This window comes from Streptomyces sp. SID9727, from assembly GCF_010550605.1.
In the GTDB taxonomy this organism is placed as follows: Bacteria; Actinomycetota; Actinomycetes; order Streptomycetales; family Streptomycetaceae; genus Streptomyces.
Map to the genome: position 1 here is coordinate 30,821 of NZ_JAAGNI010000184.1, position 14,777 is coordinate 45,597.

Below are 14,777 nucleotides of genomic sequence, written 5' to 3' on the forward strand. Positions count from 1 at the left end.
TCGGCTCCCTTCGGCAGGTTCAGAGGTCGAGTACGAGGCGGGGGGTGCGGGAGCGGGAGACGCAGAGCATCATCGAGGCGCCGGCCGCGCGTTCGCCTTCGCTGAGGAGGAAGTCGCGGTGGTCGGGGGTGCCTTCGAGGACCTTGGTCTCGCAGGTGCCGCAGATGCCGTCGCGGCAGGAGGAGGCGACGGGGATGCCGGCGTTCTCCAGGGCGTCGAGCGCGGAGGTGCCGGGGGCGACCTCGACGGTGCGGCCGGAGCGGGAGCAGACGAGGTCGAAGCCGGTGTCCTCGCCGTCGCGGGGTGCGGCGGCGGGTGCGGCGAAGCGTTCGGTACGGGCGTCGGGGCAGCGTTCCTCGACGGCGGCGAGGAGGGGCTCGGGGCCGCAGCAGTAGACCTGGGTGCCGGGTGCGAGGCCGGCGAGCAGGGTGTCGAGGTCGGGGTGGCCCTGTTCGTCCTGGGGGATGAACTCGACGCTGCCGCCTGGCTGTCCGGCGAGGGCGGTGAGTTCGGCGGTGAAGGCCATGGAGGCGCGGGTGCGGCCGCCGTGGACGAGCCGCCAGGGGGTGCGGGTGCGGGTGGCCTCGCGGGCCATGGCCAGGAGCGGGGTGATCCCGATGCCGCCGGCGACGAAGAGGTAGCCGGGGGCGTCGGGGTCGAGGGCGAAGTGGTTGCGGGGGCCCTGGACGTGGACGGTCCGGCCGGGGCGGAGGTCGCTGTGGATGTGGGCGGAGCCGCCGCGGGAGGCGGGTTCGCGCAGGACGCCGATGCGCCAGCGGGTGGTGTCGGCGGGGTCGGAGCACAGCGAGTACTGGCGTACGTGGCCGCCGGTGTGGACGTCGATGTGGGCGCCGGGCCGCCAGGCGGGGAGGGGCTTGCCGTCGGGGTGGGTGAGTTCGATGCTCAGGACTCCGTCGGCCTCCCACGTCATGCGGTGGACGAGCAGGTCGAGCCGGGGCTCCTCGGCGGGTGTCATGACGGGTTGCCTCCTTCTGCGGGGGTGCCGGCGGCGGTGGCGGGGAGTTTGACGGGCGGGGTGAACGGGGTGTTCATCGGGCCGAGCGCGGTGAGGTCGATCTCGACGAGCGTGGGGCCGGGGGTCGCGACGGCTTCCTTGATGACGGGTCCGGCGTCGGCCTCGGCGGCGATCCGCGCGTACGGGAGGCCGGTGGCGGCGGCGAGCAGGGCGAAGTCGGGGGTGGTGAGGTCGACGCCGGAGCGGCGGGGGAAGTGGTTGTCCTGCATGTTGCGCAGGACGCCGTAGCCGCCGTCGTTGAAGACGAGGAGGGTGAGGTCGGGCTTCTCCTGGGCGAGGGTGAGGAGTTCGCCGAGGTGGACGGCGAGGCCGCCGTCGCCCGCGATGACGACGGTGGGGGTGCCGGGGCGGCCGAGTGCGGCGCCGATGCCCATGGCGAGCCCCTGGCCGATTCCGCCGCCGCGGGGGAAGACGTTGGTGGCCGGGTCGGTGATCTCCAGGAGCCGGTTTCCCCAGGTGGAGGACGGGATGGTGACATCCCGGGCGATGACGGACCCGGGCGGGCAGGCGTCGCGTATCGCGTCGTTGATGGCGGCCTGCGGTCCGATGGCGTGGCGCTGCGCGGCCCGGGCGGCGGTACGGGCCTCGCGTACGCGGCCGGGCCAGTCCGGCTCCGTGCTCCCGCTGGTGACGCGGCCGAGGAGGGCGGCGAGGACGGCGGAGGCGTCGCCGGTGAGGGCGACGGTCGCCGGGTAGACACGGCCGGGGGCGGCCGGGTCCAGGTCGATCTGGATGTGCGTGGCGGGGAGTTCGAGGCCGTAGTCGGCGGTCTCGTTGGAGCGGAAGTGGGTGCCGATGGTGAGCAGGACGTCGGCTTCGGCGAGCAGGGCGCGGCCGGCCGGGGCGGTGGCGTAGTTGCCGAGGACGCGCTCGTCGGACTCGGGGACGGTGCCGCGCCCGGAGTTGGAGGTGACGAGCCCGGCGTCCAGGGCGTCGAGGAGTGCGGCGACCTCGGGGCGGGCGGTGTGGGCGCCGCCGCCGGCCCAGAGGAGGGGGCGGTGGGCGGCGGACAGCAGGGCGGCCGCCCGGTCCAGGAGCGCCGCGTCGGGCAGGGCCGGGGTGGCGGGTGCGGGAACGGGGGTGCCGGTGAGCCGCTGGGGGGCGAACTGGAGGTCGATGGGCCACTCGACGCTGACCGGGCCGTGCGGGGCGGTCAGGGCGCGGGCGGCGGCCTCGCGCAGGAGGTCGCCGGCGCTCTCGGCGTCGGTGACGGCGACGGCGTGCGCGGAGACCGCGCGGAGCATGCCGAGCTGGTCCTTGGTCTCGTGGATGAAGCCGCGCCCGGAGCCGAGGTACGCGCTGTCGATCTGCCCGGTGACGTGGAGGACGGGGGTGCCGGAGCTGAGGGACTCGATGAGGGAGCCGGCCGCGTTGCCCGCTCCCGTACCGGTGCTGGTGAGGGCGCAGCCGAGCTTCCCGGTGGCGCGGGCGTAGCCGTCGGCGGCGTTGACCGCGGCTGCCTCGTGGCGGACGGGGACGAAGCGCAGGTCCCGGTCGACGGCTTCGACGAGCGGCAGGTTGTGCACGCTGACGATGCCGAACACCGTGTCGACGCCCAGTCCTCGTAGCGTCTCGACGAGCAGGTCGCCGCCGTTGGGTCGGGTCATGTCGGGTGCTCCTGTTGGGGGGTGAGGGATGGGTTACGCGACGGCGCGGTTGACGCCGCCGCAGACGTCGACGGTGGTGCCGGTGATGTAGGACGCCCGGGGCGAGAGGAGGGCGGTGACGGCGTACGCGACTTCGTCGGCGTTGCCGAGGCGGCCGAGGGCGATGCCGCGGTCGGCGGCCAGTTCGGCCTGCCAGGCGGGGTAGTCCAGGGGGCTGCCGGAGGCGGCGTACCGGCGTTCCCACTGCCCGGTGTCGATGAGGCCGAGGCAGACGGAGTTGACGCGGATGCCGTCGGGGGCCAGTTCCTTGGACAGCGAGGTGGAGAGGTTGAGGATGCCGGCGCGGGCGGCGCTGGTGGTCATCAGCCGGGTCTCGGGCTGTTTGGCGAGGACGGCGTTGATGTTGACGACGGAGGCGGCGCCGGAGGCGCGGAGGTGGGGCAGGGCGGCGTTCAGCGGGTTGAGGACGCCGAAGAACTTGAGTTCCAGCTCCTCGCGCCAGTCGGCGGCGGTGGTTTCGGCGAAGGGTTTCATCCGGGAGGCGCCGGCGTTGTTGACGAGGCCGTCGAGGCCGCCGAGGTGGTCGGCGGCGGCGTCGGTGAAGGCGCGTACGGCGGCCTCGTCGGTGACGTCGCAGGGGGCGTGGTAGAGCGTGCCGGGTCCGGCGAGGCCGTCGAGGGCGGCGGCGAGGGCGTCGGGGCGGCGGCCGCAGGTGGCGACGCGGGCGCCCTCCGCGAGGAGCGCGCGGACCGTGGCGAGGCCGACGCCGGAGCTGCCGCCGGTGACGAGGATTCTGGTGCCTTCGAGGCGGAGGTCCATGGGGGCGGGCTCCTTTCGGGTGGGGTGCGGGGGCTCCGCGGGGGCACGGGGCCCCGGTGCGGGTGGTGTCCTCGGTCGCCGGACGGGCTCTTCGTGCTCACTGCATCGTGAAGCCGCCGTTCACGGCGAACGTCTGGCCCGTGATGTAGCCGGATTCCTCGCCGATGAGGAAGGCGATGAGGCCGACCAGGTCGGACGGTTGCTGAGGGCGGGAGATCGCCCGGTTCAGCCGGTACAGCTCGTGGCGTTCGGCGGGGATGTCCACGGCGGACTCCCCTTCCGTGAGGCCGGGCGCCACCGCGTTGACGGTGATGCCGAGGTCGCCGGTCTCCCGGGCCATCGCCCGGGTCAGGGAGATCACCGCGCCCTTGGAGGCGATGTAGTGGGCGAGCCGGGGCGAGCCGTAGAGCGCGGCGTCCGAGGCGAGGTTGACGATGCGTCCGGCGCCGTTGGCCCGCATGAGCGGGAGGAGGGCGCGGGCGACGAGCCAGGGTCCGCGCGCGTTGACCGTCATGATGCGGTCCCACGCCTCGACGCCGATCTCGTGGAACGGCTTGCCGCCGACGGCGTTGGCCAGTCCGGCGTTGTTGACCAGCCCGTGGAGCCGGCTGCCGTCGCCGGCGAGGGTGTCGGCGAGGGCGGCGACGGAGTGCGGGTCGGCGACGTCGAGCGGGTGGTAGTCCGCGGTGATGCCGTCGGCGCGCAGTTCTCCGGCCGCCTGCCGGCCGGTGGCCTCGTCCAGTTCGGCGATGACGACGCGGTGTCCGTCGTCGCCGAGCCGGCGGGCCGCGGCCAGTCCGAGGCCGCGGCCGGCGCCGGTGACGACGACCGTGCGGGGGGTGTCGTCGGCGGCCATCAGTCGCGGGTGACGCCGTGCATCGGCGAGTGCTCGGGGTAGGTCGGCACCTGCGGCTTCTGCGTGCCGATGATGACGCAGAAGAGGGCGTCGGTGTCGCCCTCGTTCTTGAGGGAGCGGGCGACTCCGGCGGGGACGACGATCATGTCGCGGTAGCCGAGGGTGCGGTATTCGGTCTCGTCGGCGCCGCGGTGGATGCCGACCCTGACCTGTCCCTCCAGGACGAAGAACGCCTCCTCCACGTCGTGGTGGGTGTGCTCGGGGCCCTCGGCGCCCGGCGGGAGCAGCATGTTGGAGAGGGTGAAGCCGCCCGAGGGCAGGATGCGGTTGTCGTTCTCGTGGTTGCCGGTGGCGCCGGAGCCGACGTACCGGATCTGGGCGCGGCGGTACTGGGCGCCGGCCTTCTCCTGGAAGGAGAGGGTGTCCCAGTCGGGTTCGCGGGAGTCCTTGGTGGCGATGAGGGAGTCGGTGAACTTGGCGAGGTCGCCGTTGTTCTCGTACGGGGTCTTGTCGATGGGCACGGTTTGCTCCTCGTGGGTCGGGGTGGGTGGGGGTTCGTCGTTACGCGGGGACGCGTGCGACGACGTGGAGGTGGGCGCGGACCCAGGCGTTGAACGCCTCGGGGCGTTCCTGGTTGGCGAGGTGTCCGGCGCCGGAGAGGGTGACGTAGACGGATTTCGCCAGGCCCCCGGCGATGGCCTGGGACTCGTCGGTGCCGGTGACCGTGTCCTGTTCGCCGCAGAGCACGAGGGCCGGGGCGGTGATGGCGGGCAGGTCGTCGGTGAGGTCGGCGCCGGCCATGGCGTCGGCGGCGTAGCCGTAGCCGGGGCTGCGGACGGAGGCGGCCATGGTGGCGACGACGCGGGCGACGAGTTCGGGGGGTGCGCCGTCCGAGACGAGGCGGGGTCCGCGGGCGGCGGCGAACGCCTCGGGTCCTTCGGCTGCGAGCTGGGCGGCCCGGGCGCGCATGGCCTTCGCCTTGTCCGGGTGGGTGCCGGAGCCCCGGCTGGAGTCGGCGACGATCAGGGAGGCGACGAGGTCCGGGTGGCGGGCGGCGAGGCGGAGGGCGATGACGCCGCCCCAGGAGACGCCGAGGACGTGGGCGGGGCCGCCGCGTTCACGGATGAGGGCGGCGGCGGTGTCCGCGTAGCCGTCGAGGCCGGGGGCGTGGGCCGGGTCGGCGGAGTCCGCGTAGCCGGGGGCGTCCCAGGCGACGACGCGTACCTGGTCGGCGAGGCCGTCGAGCTGGGGGGTGAAGGCGGCGGAGGAGGAGCCGATGCCGTGGAGGCAGAGCAGGAGCGGGGCGTCCGGGGTGCCGGCTTCGCGGGTGTGGATGGCGGCGGTCACAGGATCTGTCCCGCCCGTCCGACGACGGCGCCGAGGCTGCGGAGCACGGCGTGCGGGACGACCTGGCTGGTGGCGGGGTTGGCGGCGTCGGGTCGGTGGGCGACCTCGAAGCGGTAGCTGCCGTGCGGGCCCGCCGCCTCGATGACGTGCCGGGTGAGGGTGGCGTCCGGGTCGGCGACGACGACGACTTCCACGAGGTCCGGGTCGCCGGTGGCGAGGGCGACCGAGGCGGCGACGTTGGTGGACTTGGGGAACTTCACCGGGACGTCCCGGGCGGTGCCGCGCATGACCTCGACGGGTTCGGTGGTGGTGCGCAGCCGGGTGGTGAGCTCGTCGTCCATCCAGGGCTGGTGGAGGGTGGCGGGGAGCTTGGTGGTGGTGAGGGTGACGGAGGTGAGGGGGCCGAGTCCGCGGACGGCCTGGAGGAGGTCGAGGCCGCCGACGGCGCCGCCGGTGAAGTAGACGCGGCCGGGTCCTGCGGCGCGCAGGCGTGCGGTGAGCCCGGGGTCGACGAGGGCGCCGGTGGAGGCGATGAGCAGGTCGGCGCCGCTGGTGAGGACGCGCTCGGCCCATTCCCGTACGACGGCCTGGCCGGCCGCTTCCACGACGAGGTCGCAGACGGCGAGGGCGTCCTCGAAGGACAGCTGGGGTGCGGGGGCGTCGACGAGGGGCCGGTTGTCGATGACGCAGGTGAGTTCGGCGCCGGGGACGCGGCCCTCGGCGAGGGCGGTGCCGACGACGCGTCCGATGGCGCCCCAGCCGACGAGGGCGACGCGGCGCACGGTGGGGCCGGGGCGGGCGGGGGTGTCGGGGCGGGGGGTGAGGACGGTGGTCACGCGGTCACCTCTTCCGGTGCGGGGGCGAGGGGGCCGGGGTCGGGGGTGCCGGCCATGTGGCGGCGGATCGCGGGGGACGGGGGTCCGGCGGTGCCCCAGAGGTCGGAGAGGTCGGGGGTGCGGCGCCAGACCTTGGCGATCCAGGCGTCCTCCACGATCTGGGCGACCTCGGAGGTGTATTCGCAGACGAGTCCGGCCGGGTCGGTGAAGTAGGAGAAGGTGTTGTTGCCGGGGCCGTGCCGGCCGGGCCCCCACTGGGGGGTGATGCCGTGGTGGCGGAGCCTGCCGAGGCCGCGCATGAAGTGGTCGACGGACGGCATCTCGTAGGCGACGTGGTTGAGGGAGGTCCACTCGGCCTGGTTGAAGGCGATGCAGTGGTGGTCGGCGTTGCAGCGCAGGAAGGCCATCTGGTGCTCGGACCAGTCGGAGACCCGCAGTCCGAGCACGGAGGTGTAGAAGGCGACGGCGGCGTCGATGTCCGTGGTGTTGAGGACGGTGTGGGTGACGCCGACGGGGACGGCGCCGTCCCGGCCGCGCGGGGTGACGGCGTGGGTCTGGGCGCTGAGTTCGATCAGCCGGCCCTCGGGGTCGGTGAAGCGGAGTCCGTAGCCGCCGCCGACCTGGTCGAGGGGGCCGGGTCCGGCGGTGGGGACGATGCCGCGGGCGAGGAGGCGGCGGGCGGCCTCGTCGATCTCGGCGGGGGTGGCGACGGCGAAGCTGATGCGGCCGAGGCCGTTGCGCCCGGCGCGGGTGAGGTGCAGGACGTGGTGTTCCTCGCCGGTGCCGCGCAGCCAGGTGGCGTCGGTGTCGCGTTCGACGGTTTCCAGGCCCCAGACCTCGGCGTAGAAGTCGGCGGACTCGGTGAGGGCGGGCGTGTGGAGTTCGACGGAGCGCAGGGCGCGGAGCCGGGCTATCGGCCGGTCGTGGGGGTGGTCGTGGGGCATGGTGTCCTCCCGCTCGGGTGGGTGGGGCGCGTGCGGTGTCAGTGGGCGGCGGCCCAGGGCAGCGGGGTGGTGTCGGTGGCCCAGTAGAGGGACTTCTGCCGTTGGTAGCCGCGGATGAGGTCGCGGCCCTTCTCGGTGCCGATGCCGCTGTCCTTCAGCCCGCCGAACGGGGTGGAGATGCTGAACTGCTTGTAGGTGTTGATCCAGACGGTGCCGGCGTCGACGCGGCGGGCGAGCCGCCAGGCGCGGGCGTGGTCGCGGGTCCAGATGCCGCAGGCGAGCCCGTAGACGCTGTCGTTGGCCTGGGCGACGAGGTCGTCCTCGTCCTCGAAGGGCAGGGCGACCAGGACCGGTCCGAAGATCTCCTCCTGGCAGGTCCGGGAGGTGTTCGGCAGGCCGTCCAGGACGGTGGGCAGGTAGTAGGCACCGTCCCGGTAGCGCTCGCCCTCGGGGGCCGCTCCCCCGCACCGGACGGTGGCGCCCTCCGCGCGGGCCAGGTCGACGTAGGCGGCGACGCTGTCGCGGTGGCGGTGGTGGACCAGCGGGGCGACCTGGGTGTCCGGGTCGGTGCCGGGGCCGACGCGCAGCTTCTCGGTGCGGGCGACGAGTTCGCCGAGGAACTCCTCGTAGCGGGAGCGGTGCACGAAGAGGCGGGAGCCGGCGATGCAGCTCTGCCCGCTGGAGGAGAAGATCCCGTACATGACGCCGGCGAGGGCCTGTTCGAGGTCGGCGTCCTCCAGCACGATCGTCGGTGACTTGCCGCCCAGTTCGAGGGAGACGGGGATCAGCTTGTCGGCGGCGGCGTGGGCGAGGGTGCGGCCGGTCTCCGTACCGCCGGTGAAGGTGACCTTGCCGACGGCGGGGTGGCGGACGATCGCGTCGCCGATGACGCTGCCGCGGCCCGGCAGGACGGAGAGCAGGGCGGTCGGCAGGCCGGCCTCGGTGAGGGCCTGGTGGACGAGGCGGCCGAGCGCGAGGGCGACGAGGGGGGTCCACTCGGCGGGCTTGAGGAGGACGGCGTTGCCGGCGGCGAGGGCGGGGGCGAGCTTCTGGGCGTCGCTGGCGATCGGCGAGTTCCAGGGGGTGATCGCGCCGACGACGCCGATGGGTTCGTGGACGCTCATCGTGAGGTACGGGCCGCGGGCCGGGGTGAGGGCGTCCTCGGCGGTCTCCAGGGCGGCGGCGGTGTAGCGGAAGGTGCCGGCGGCGCTGAGGACGAGGGCGCGGGTCTCGGTGCGGCACTTGCCGGTGTCGGCGGTCTGGAGGGCGGAGAGCCGGTCGGCACCCTGCTCGACGAGGTCGGCGACGCGGTGCAGCAGCCGGGCGCGGAGGTGGGCGGGCTGTTCGCGCCAGGCGGGGTCCTGGGCGGCCCGGGTGGCCGCGGCGGCGGCCTCCTCGACGTCTTCGAGGGACGCCGCGTGCACGGTGGCGATGACCTGGCCGGTGGCCGGGTCGATGGTTTCGATGGGGGCGCCCCGGCCCTGGCGCCACTGTCCTGCGACCAACACCTCGTCGGCAAGCATCGGTTGGCCTCCTGCGGTCGTGATCGGTTTCCGGTCCGGCCGGAGCCAGTACCTCAGGGCTTAAAAGCTAAGCACTTAAGTAATTGCCCGCAAGCCCCCCTGGACGGAAAGCCCGGGCAAAAAGTCTTTTGCTCCCCGGCCCTTGACGGCCGCCACCCCTGGACCGATAGAACTTAAGCCCTAAGAAGCTAGGTGCTTACAGAGGTTCGTGGGCGAGGTCACCGCTCCACGGGCACCGCGTACCGCTCCCCCACCCGTACGCTCGGCCCCCTACTGCCTCTGCGAACACGTACACCTGGCTCCCCCAACCGCTCCGGGCCCCCGCGGAGCAGGAGGAACCCTGGATGAGCACCGACATCTCACCGGACGCCGCGCCGGGCCCCTCGCCCGCCGGTACCACCCGCACCGCCATCGCGGCCCGGTTCGAACGGCTGCCGCCCTCCCGCTGGCACGTCACCGTCCGCCTGATCGTCGGCGTGGTCACCTTCTTCGAGGCGTTCGACCAGCTGCTGATCGCCTACGCGCTGCCCGAACTGCGGGACGAGTGGCACCTGTCCACCGGTGACGCCACGGCCGTCCTGACCGTCGGCTCGGTCGGCATGCTCGTCGGCGCCCTGCTCTCGGGGCGGCTGGCCGACCGCTACGGCCGGGTGAAGGTCATCGCGTACTGCATCGCCCTGTCGGGCCTGGTGAGCCTGGCCCTCACCGCCTGCACCTCGCTCACCCCGTTCCTGGCGCTCCGCTTCGTGCAGGGGCTCGCGATCGGCGGCGAGGTGCCGGTGGCGGCGGCCTTCATCAGCGAGATCACGCGCAGCTTCAAGCGGGGCCGCTTCGTCCTGCTGTACGAGCTGGTCTTCCCGGCGGGCCTCACCGTCGGCGCGCTGGTCGCGGCCTGGGTCGTCCCGGCCGCGGGCTGGCGCACGATGTTCGCGGTCGCCGCGATCCCCGGCCTGCTGGCCTTCCTCGTGCAGCGCCGCGTCCCGGAATCCCCGCGCTGGCTCGCGGACCGGGGGCGGCTCGCGGAGGCGGAAGCGGTGATGGCCGGAATCGAGGCGAAGGTGGCGGCCGCGACGGGCCGGCCGCTCCCGGCCCCGGACGCCCCGGGCGCCCCTCACGCTCCGGAGAAGCCGTCCGCCGCGGCCACCGACGCGGAGCGGGCGGCGACCGGCATGCGCGGCCTGTTCACCGGCCGCTACCGGCGCCGCACCCTGGTCGTCGGCGCGATCTGGTTCACCGGCTACTTCGTGAACTACGGCGTGACGTCCTGGCTGCCGAGCATCTACAAGGACGAGTACGGCCTCGGCCTCTCCGACGCCCTCCTCTACTCCACGGTGACCTCGGTCGCCGGCCTGCTCGGCTGCCTGATCGTGGCGCTCACGGTGGACGTCCTGGGCCGCCGCAGGATCTTCGCGATCTGCCTCGGCGCCTCGGCCGCCCTCCTGCTCACCCTGGCCGCGCTCGGCGCCGGCTCCCCCGTCCAGGTCCTGATCTGGACCTCGCTGTCGGCGGTCGGCTTCTTCGGCTCCAACATCTGCCTGTACCTGTACACCCCCGAGCTGTACCCGACCCGGATGCGGGCGCTCGGGTGCAGCGTCGGCGGCGCGGTCAACCGCCTGGGCGTGATCCTCGGCCCGATCCTGGTCGGGGTCGTCTACGCGGCGAACGACAGCGTCGTCGCGGTCTTCGTGATGCTCGCCGCGGTGGCGGTGCTCGGCGCGGTGGTCGCCGGCACCCTGGCCGAGGAGACGGCGAACCGTCCCCTGGAGGAGATCTCGCCCTGACGGGCGGGCGGACGCGGACGCGGAGGCGGCCGGGGGCGGGGCGACAGGCCCTCAGCGCCCCCCGGTCGCCTCCGTGCCGTTCGCGGACTCCTCGGCGATGCGCTCGTGGTGGCGGATGACCTCCGCGACGATGAAGTTGAGCAGCTTCTCGGCGAACGCCGGGTCGAGATGGGCGCTCTCCGCGAGCTCGCGGAGGCGGGCGATCTGGCGGGCCTCGCGGGCCGGGTCGGCCGGCGGCAGCTGGTGGGCGGCCTTGAGGTGGCCGACCTGCTGGGTGCATTTGAAGCGTTCGGCCAGCATGTGGACGACGGCGGCGTCGATGTTGTCGATGCTCTGGCGCAGCCGGTCGAGTTCGACGCGTACGGAGGCGTCGATGTCGTTCGTGGTCATGGGCAGCGAGCTTACGGGGCTACGAGGTGATCGTCGGCGGGTGTTCGGGGTCCGGGACGCGGTCGCTCCAGCCGCCCGGGACCGTACGGCCCTGCTGTTCGCGGAAGCGCACCGGGGCGATGCCTACGCGGCGGGCGAAGAGGCGGGAGAAGTAAGCCGGGTCGTCGTAGCCGACGCGGCGCGCGACGGCCGCCACCGGCAGGTCGCTCGTGGCGAGGAGCTCCTTCGCGCGCCCCAGCCTGATGGTGAGGAGGTAGTCCTTCGGGCTGCTTCCCGCGCCCCGGCGCACCGCGGTCCGCAGTTCGGCGGGGGTCATCCCGTGCCGGGCGGCGTGCTCGGCGACCGACAGCGGCTGGAAGGCGTCCCGGGCGAGCGCCTGGAGGACCGGGTCGCCGTCCGGGCCGACGTCGGCGCGGGCCCGGCGCAGGGCGACCAGGAGTTCGTGCACGGCGGCCCCGGTCTCGACCTCCAGGAGCGGGTTGCCGCGCCGGGCCGCCCGGACCATCCGGCCGATCGCGGCGCGCGGGGCGGCGGTGTCGGAGAGGGGGACCAGGGGGCGGTCGGGTTCGATGTAGCCGAGCTCGGTGTACGTGGCGGTGGCGGGCCCGGTGAAGTCCACGAAGCTCTCGTCCCAGCCGGTCGCGGGGTCGGCTCCGTAGTGGTGCGGGGTGCCCGGGGTCAGCCAGATGAGGCTGGGCGCGGTGACCGGCACCCGCCGCCCGTCCGGCCCGGCGAACCAGCCGCTGCCCGAGTGGACGACGACGGCCACGTGGTGGTCCAGGGTGCGCGGCCCGACGGTCGGCAGGGTGCCGTGCTGGAGGCCGACGCCGAGGCAGACGAGGCCGAGGCGGTGGTGGAGCGGGCTGGGCGTGAAGAAGCGCATCCAGGTGTGGTACATGGGCTCCCTCCCTCCCGGCCCGGCGACTCGCGTCCAAACAGCCAAGATCTTTGTCCATGGACCGGCCGCACGCCAGGGGTGAGGCTGGACCGAGACATTCCGCGCATCAGGAGAACGGGCACCATGGCTGACTTCACCGTCGGGGACGACGACTTCCGGATCGACGGGAAGCCCGTACGGCTGCTGTCCGGGGCCCTGCACTACTTCCGGGTGTACGAGGGCCAGTGGGACCACCGGCTCGCGATGCTGCGGGCGATGGGCCTGAACTGTGTGGAGACGTACGTCCCGTGGAACCTCCACGAGCCCCTGCCCGGCCGCTTCCGGGACACCGGGGCGCTGGGCCGCTTCCTGGACGCGGCGCACCGGGCCGGCCTGTGGGCGATCGTGCGCCCGGGCCCGTACATCTGCGCGGAGTGGGAGAACGGCGGGCTGCCCGCGTGGGTGACCGGCCGGTTCGGGCGGCGGGTGCGGACCCGTGACGAGGGGTACCTCGACGCGGTCCGGGCCTGGTTCGCCGAGCTGCTGCCGCAGGTCGCGGAGCGGCAGATCGACCGCGGCGGCCCCGTGATCATGGTGCAGGCCGAGAACGAGTACGGGAGTTACGGCACCGACGCGGTCCATCTGCGCCGGGTGACGGAGCTGCTGCGCGCGTACGGGGTGGAGGTGCCGCTGTTCACCTCGGACGGGCCGGAGGACCACATGCTCACCGGCGGCTCGGTGCCCGGCCTGCTCGCCACCGCCAACTTCGGTTCGGGCGCCCGCGAGGCGTTCCGGGTGCTGCGCCGCCACCAGGCGTCGGGTCCGCTGATGTGCATGGAGTTCTGGTGCGGCTGGTTCGAGCACTGGGGCGCGCCGCCGGTGGTGCGGGAACCGGCGCAGGCGGCCGCCGCGCTGGCGGAGATCCTGGAGTGCGGGGCGTCGGTGAACGTCTACATGGCGCACGGCGGTACGAACTTCGCCGGCTGGGCGGGTGCGAACCGTTCCGGCCCGCTCCAGGACGAGGAGCTGCTGCCGACGGTGACGTCGTACGACTACGACGCGCCGGTGGACGAGTACGGCCGGGCCACGGAGAAGTTCCGGCTGTTCCGGGAGGTCCTCGCCGGGTACGCGGACGGGCCGCTGCCCCCGCCGCCGCCCGAGCCCGTCGGGCTCGCCGCCCCGGTCCGGGCGGAGCTGACCGAGTGGGCGCCGCTGGACGCGGTGCTGGAGGCGCTGGGGGACGAGGAGGCGGCGGAGTCCGGGGTGCCGCCGACGTTCGAGGAGCTGGGGGTGGACCGCGGTCTGGTGCGCTACCGGGTCGCCGTGCCGGGTCCGCGCCGCCCGTACACGCTGGCCGTCGCGGGGCTGCGGGACCGTGCGGTGGTGTACGTGGACGGGGTGCGCCGGGGCGTCCTGAGCGAGGGGGCCGCCGCGCTGGCGGAGCCGGTGGCCGGGCCCGCCGAGGTGGAGCTGTGGGTGGAGTCGCTGGGCCGGGTCAATTACGGGCCGCGCCTGGGCGAGCCGAAGGGCGTCACCGGGGGTGTCCTCCACGAGCGCCAGTATCTGCACGGGGTGCGGGCGCGGGCGCTGCGGCTGGACGCGTTCGAGGAGCCGGGCGCGGTGGCGGGTGTGCCGTTCGCGCCGGTCGACGGGGAGGGCGGGACGGGCCTGTACCGGGGCACGTTCGAGCTGGCGGCGGGCGCGGACCACGCGGGGCTCGGACTCCCGGGCTGGACGCGGGGGTTCGTCTGGGTGAACGGCTTCTGCCTGGGCCGGTACTGGTCGGCGGGCCCGCAGCACACGCTGTACGTGCCGGGTCCGGTGCTGCGGGACGGGGTCAACGAGGTGTGGGTGCTGGAGACGGAGGGCGCGGGCGCGCGGTACGTCGAGCTGGGCCCGGGGCTGCCGGTCCGGGCCGGCGGCTGACAACCTCGGGGCTCCTTCCCCGGTTTACGTGAGTGAGGAGTCGGGCCGGAGCGACGAGCGGGGGTACGGACATGCCGGACAGCCCTCGCCGCAGCCCCGTCGAGCACGGGTTCCCGCATCTGGCGACGGTCCGCTCGGCGATCACCGCGCTGTACCGGAGGCTGTCGCCCGACGGCGTCCAGCGGTTCGCGCCGAGCCTCGCCCCGGCCGACGCCGCGTTCGCCGCCGCGGACGATCTGCACCTGGGCGCGCAGCGGGTGGCGCGGGCGATGGTGCACCACTACCGGCTGCCGGACGCCCGGGTGATCGTGGCGTTCCGGTCGATGGAGCACGCGGGGAGCGTCGAACTCGCGTCGGGGCCGGAGTACTTCGTGGAGCTGAACGACCGCTTCCGCACCCATCGCCGGGACATCGGCGCGGCCCTGTCGCACGAGGTCGCCCATGTGCTGCTGCACCGGCTGGGCCTGGAGTTCCCCGGCACGCGCGACAACGAGATCCTCACGGATACGGCGGCGGCGTACCTCGGGGCGGGGTGGCTGCTGCTGGACGCGTTCCGCGAGGACGCGACGTCCAGCCAGAAGCTGGGGTACCTGACGCCGGAGGAGTTCGGGTACGTGCTGGCCAAGCGGGCGCTGGTGTTCGGCGAGGACCCCTCGCCGTGGTTCACCAGTCCGCAGGCGTACGCCGCGTACACGGAGGGCCGGGCGCGGGCGCTGCGGGATGCGGCGCAGCCGCCGCTGACGGCTGCGGGGTGGGCGGGGCGGCGGCGTTACGCGCGTGACCGGCGGTCGGTGGCCGGGGTGCCCGGGGGGCCGTACGCCTTCGAGGCGGCGGC

14 protein-coding genes are annotated in these 14,777 nt (G+C 74.1%); 3 read left to right on the forward strand and 11 right to left on the reverse strand.

Features of this window, described 5'->3' with window-relative positions:
- Nucleotides 1-19: 19 nt before the first annotated feature.
- The 9 genes from G3I41_RS12640 to G3I41_RS12680 form a co-directional block, all read right to left on the reverse strand.
- Nucleotides 20-976 (reverse strand): PDR/VanB family oxidoreductase, encoded by a 957-nt coding sequence (locus G3I41_RS12640; RefSeq protein WP_164400304.1) that lies wholly within the window; start codon nucleotides 974-976, stop codon nucleotides 20-22.
- Nucleotides 973-2,643 carry a thiamine pyrophosphate-binding protein gene (locus G3I41_RS12645; protein ID WP_164400305.1) on the reverse strand — a complete coding sequence of 557 codons (1,671 nt, stop codon included), beginning with the start codon at nucleotides 2,641-2,643 and terminating at the stop codon, nucleotides 973-975. Before G3I41_RS12645 ends, G3I41_RS12640 begins: the two co-directional genes overlap by 4 nt.
- A 33-nt stretch (nucleotides 2,644-2,676) precedes the next feature.
- Nucleotides 2,677-3,462, reverse strand: a complete 786-nt coding sequence (locus G3I41_RS12650; RefSeq protein ID WP_164400306.1) for an SDR family oxidoreductase — start codon at nucleotides 3,460-3,462, stop codon at nucleotides 2,677-2,679.
- A gap of 97 nt (nucleotides 3,463-3,559) precedes the next feature.
- Nucleotides 3,560-4,318, reverse strand: a complete 759-nt coding sequence (locus tag G3I41_RS12655; protein WP_164400307.1) for an SDR family oxidoreductase — start codon at nucleotides 4,316-4,318, stop codon at nucleotides 3,560-3,562.
- Nucleotides 4,318-4,833, reverse strand: a complete 516-nt coding sequence (locus G3I41_RS12660) for a cupin domain-containing protein (protein WP_343242108.1) — start codon at nucleotides 4,831-4,833, stop codon at nucleotides 4,318-4,320. Before G3I41_RS12660 ends, G3I41_RS12655 begins: the two co-directional genes overlap by 1 nt.
- A 46-nt stretch (nucleotides 4,834-4,879) precedes the next feature.
- A complete protein-coding gene (locus G3I41_RS12665) occupies nucleotides 4,880-5,665 on the reverse strand; it encodes an alpha/beta hydrolase (RefSeq protein WP_164400309.1) in 786 nt (261 codons plus the stop codon).
- Entirely contained in the window at nucleotides 5,662-6,501 is an 840-nt protein-coding gene (locus G3I41_RS37405; protein ID WP_164400310.1) for an aspartate dehydrogenase domain-containing protein, read from the reverse strand. The genes G3I41_RS12665 and G3I41_RS37405 overlap by 4 nt, the downstream gene beginning before the upstream one ends.
- A complete protein-coding gene (locus G3I41_RS12675; protein ID WP_164400311.1) occupies nucleotides 6,498-7,445 on the reverse strand; it encodes a VOC family protein in 948 nt (315 codons plus the stop codon). Before G3I41_RS12675 ends, G3I41_RS37405 begins: the two co-directional genes overlap by 4 nt.
- A gap of 38 nt (nucleotides 7,446-7,483) precedes the next feature.
- The gene (locus G3I41_RS12680) at nucleotides 7,484-8,968 is read right to left on the reverse strand and encodes an aldehyde dehydrogenase (protein WP_164400312.1); all 1,485 of its coding nucleotides are present in this window, start codon (nucleotides 8,966-8,968) and stop codon (nucleotides 7,484-7,486) included.
- A gap of 344 nt (nucleotides 8,969-9,312) precedes the next feature.
- Between G3I41_RS12680 and G3I41_RS12685 the strand changes: the two genes are divergently transcribed.
- On the forward strand, nucleotides 9,313-10,749 hold the full coding sequence (locus G3I41_RS12685) for an MFS transporter (RefSeq protein ID WP_164400313.1): 1,437 nt from the start codon (nucleotides 9,313-9,315) through the stop codon (nucleotides 10,747-10,749).
- 51 nt (nucleotides 10,750-10,800) lie between these two features.
- On the opposite strand, the gene G3I41_RS12690 is transcribed toward G3I41_RS12685, so the two are convergent.
- Nucleotides 10,801-11,139 carry a chorismate mutase gene (locus G3I41_RS12690; protein ID WP_164400314.1) on the reverse strand — a complete coding sequence of 113 codons (339 nt, stop codon included), beginning with the start codon at nucleotides 11,137-11,139 and terminating at the stop codon, nucleotides 10,801-10,803.
- Between the two features lie 19 nt (nucleotides 11,140-11,158).
- Nucleotides 11,159-12,037: an AraC family transcriptional regulator gene (locus G3I41_RS12695; protein WP_164400315.1), complete on the reverse strand. Its 879-nt coding sequence runs from the start codon at nucleotides 12,035-12,037 to the stop codon at nucleotides 11,159-11,161.
- A gap of 123 nt (nucleotides 12,038-12,160) precedes the next feature.
- On the opposite strand from G3I41_RS12695, the gene G3I41_RS12700 reads away from it, so the two are divergent.
- Nucleotides 12,161-13,942: a glycoside hydrolase family 35 protein gene (locus G3I41_RS12700; protein ID WP_164400316.1), complete on the forward strand. Its 1,782-nt coding sequence runs from the start codon at nucleotides 12,161-12,163 to the stop codon at nucleotides 13,940-13,942.
- Between the two features lie 71 nt (nucleotides 13,943-14,013).
- The coding region (locus G3I41_RS12705; RefSeq protein WP_164400317.1) for a hypothetical protein at nucleotides 14,014-14,777 on the forward strand (764 nt) is incomplete at its 3' end.

Excerpts from the sequence above, each read along its gene's own strand:
- G3I41_RS12640 (WP_164400304.1), bottom strand. The coding sequence starts at position 976 with ATGACACCCGCCGAGGAGCCCCGGCTCGACCTGCTCGTCCACCGCATG.
- G3I41_RS12645 (WP_164400305.1), bottom strand. The coding sequence starts at position 2,643 with ATGACCCGACCCAACGGCGGCGACCTGCTCGTCGAGACGCTACGAGGA.
- G3I41_RS12650 (WP_164400306.1), bottom strand. The coding sequence starts at position 3,462 with ATGGACCTCCGCCTCGAAGGCACCAGAATCCTCGTCACCGGCGGCAGC.
- G3I41_RS12655 (WP_164400307.1), bottom strand. The coding sequence starts at position 4,318 with ATGGCCGCCGACGACACCCCCCGCACGGTCGTCGTCACCGGCGCCGGC.
- G3I41_RS12675 (WP_164400311.1), bottom strand. The coding sequence starts at position 7,445 with ATGCCCCACGACCACCCCCACGACCGGCCGATAGCCCGGCTCCGCGCC.
- G3I41_RS12680 (WP_164400312.1), bottom strand. The coding sequence starts at position 8,968 with ATGCTTGCCGACGAGGTGTTGGTCGCAGGACAGTGGCGCCAGGGCCGG.
- G3I41_RS12685 (WP_164400313.1), top strand. The coding sequence starts at position 9,313 with ATGAGCACCGACATCTCACCGGACGCCGCGCCGGGCCCCTCGCCCGCC.
- G3I41_RS12690 (WP_164400314.1), bottom strand. The coding sequence starts at position 11,139 with ATGACCACGAACGACATCGACGCCTCCGTACGCGTCGAACTCGACCGG.
- G3I41_RS12695 (WP_164400315.1), bottom strand. The coding sequence starts at position 12,037 with ATGTACCACACCTGGATGCGCTTCTTCACGCCCAGCCCGCTCCACCAC.
- G3I41_RS12700 (WP_164400316.1), top strand. The coding sequence starts at position 12,161 with ATGGCTGACTTCACCGTCGGGGACGACGACTTCCGGATCGACGGGAAG.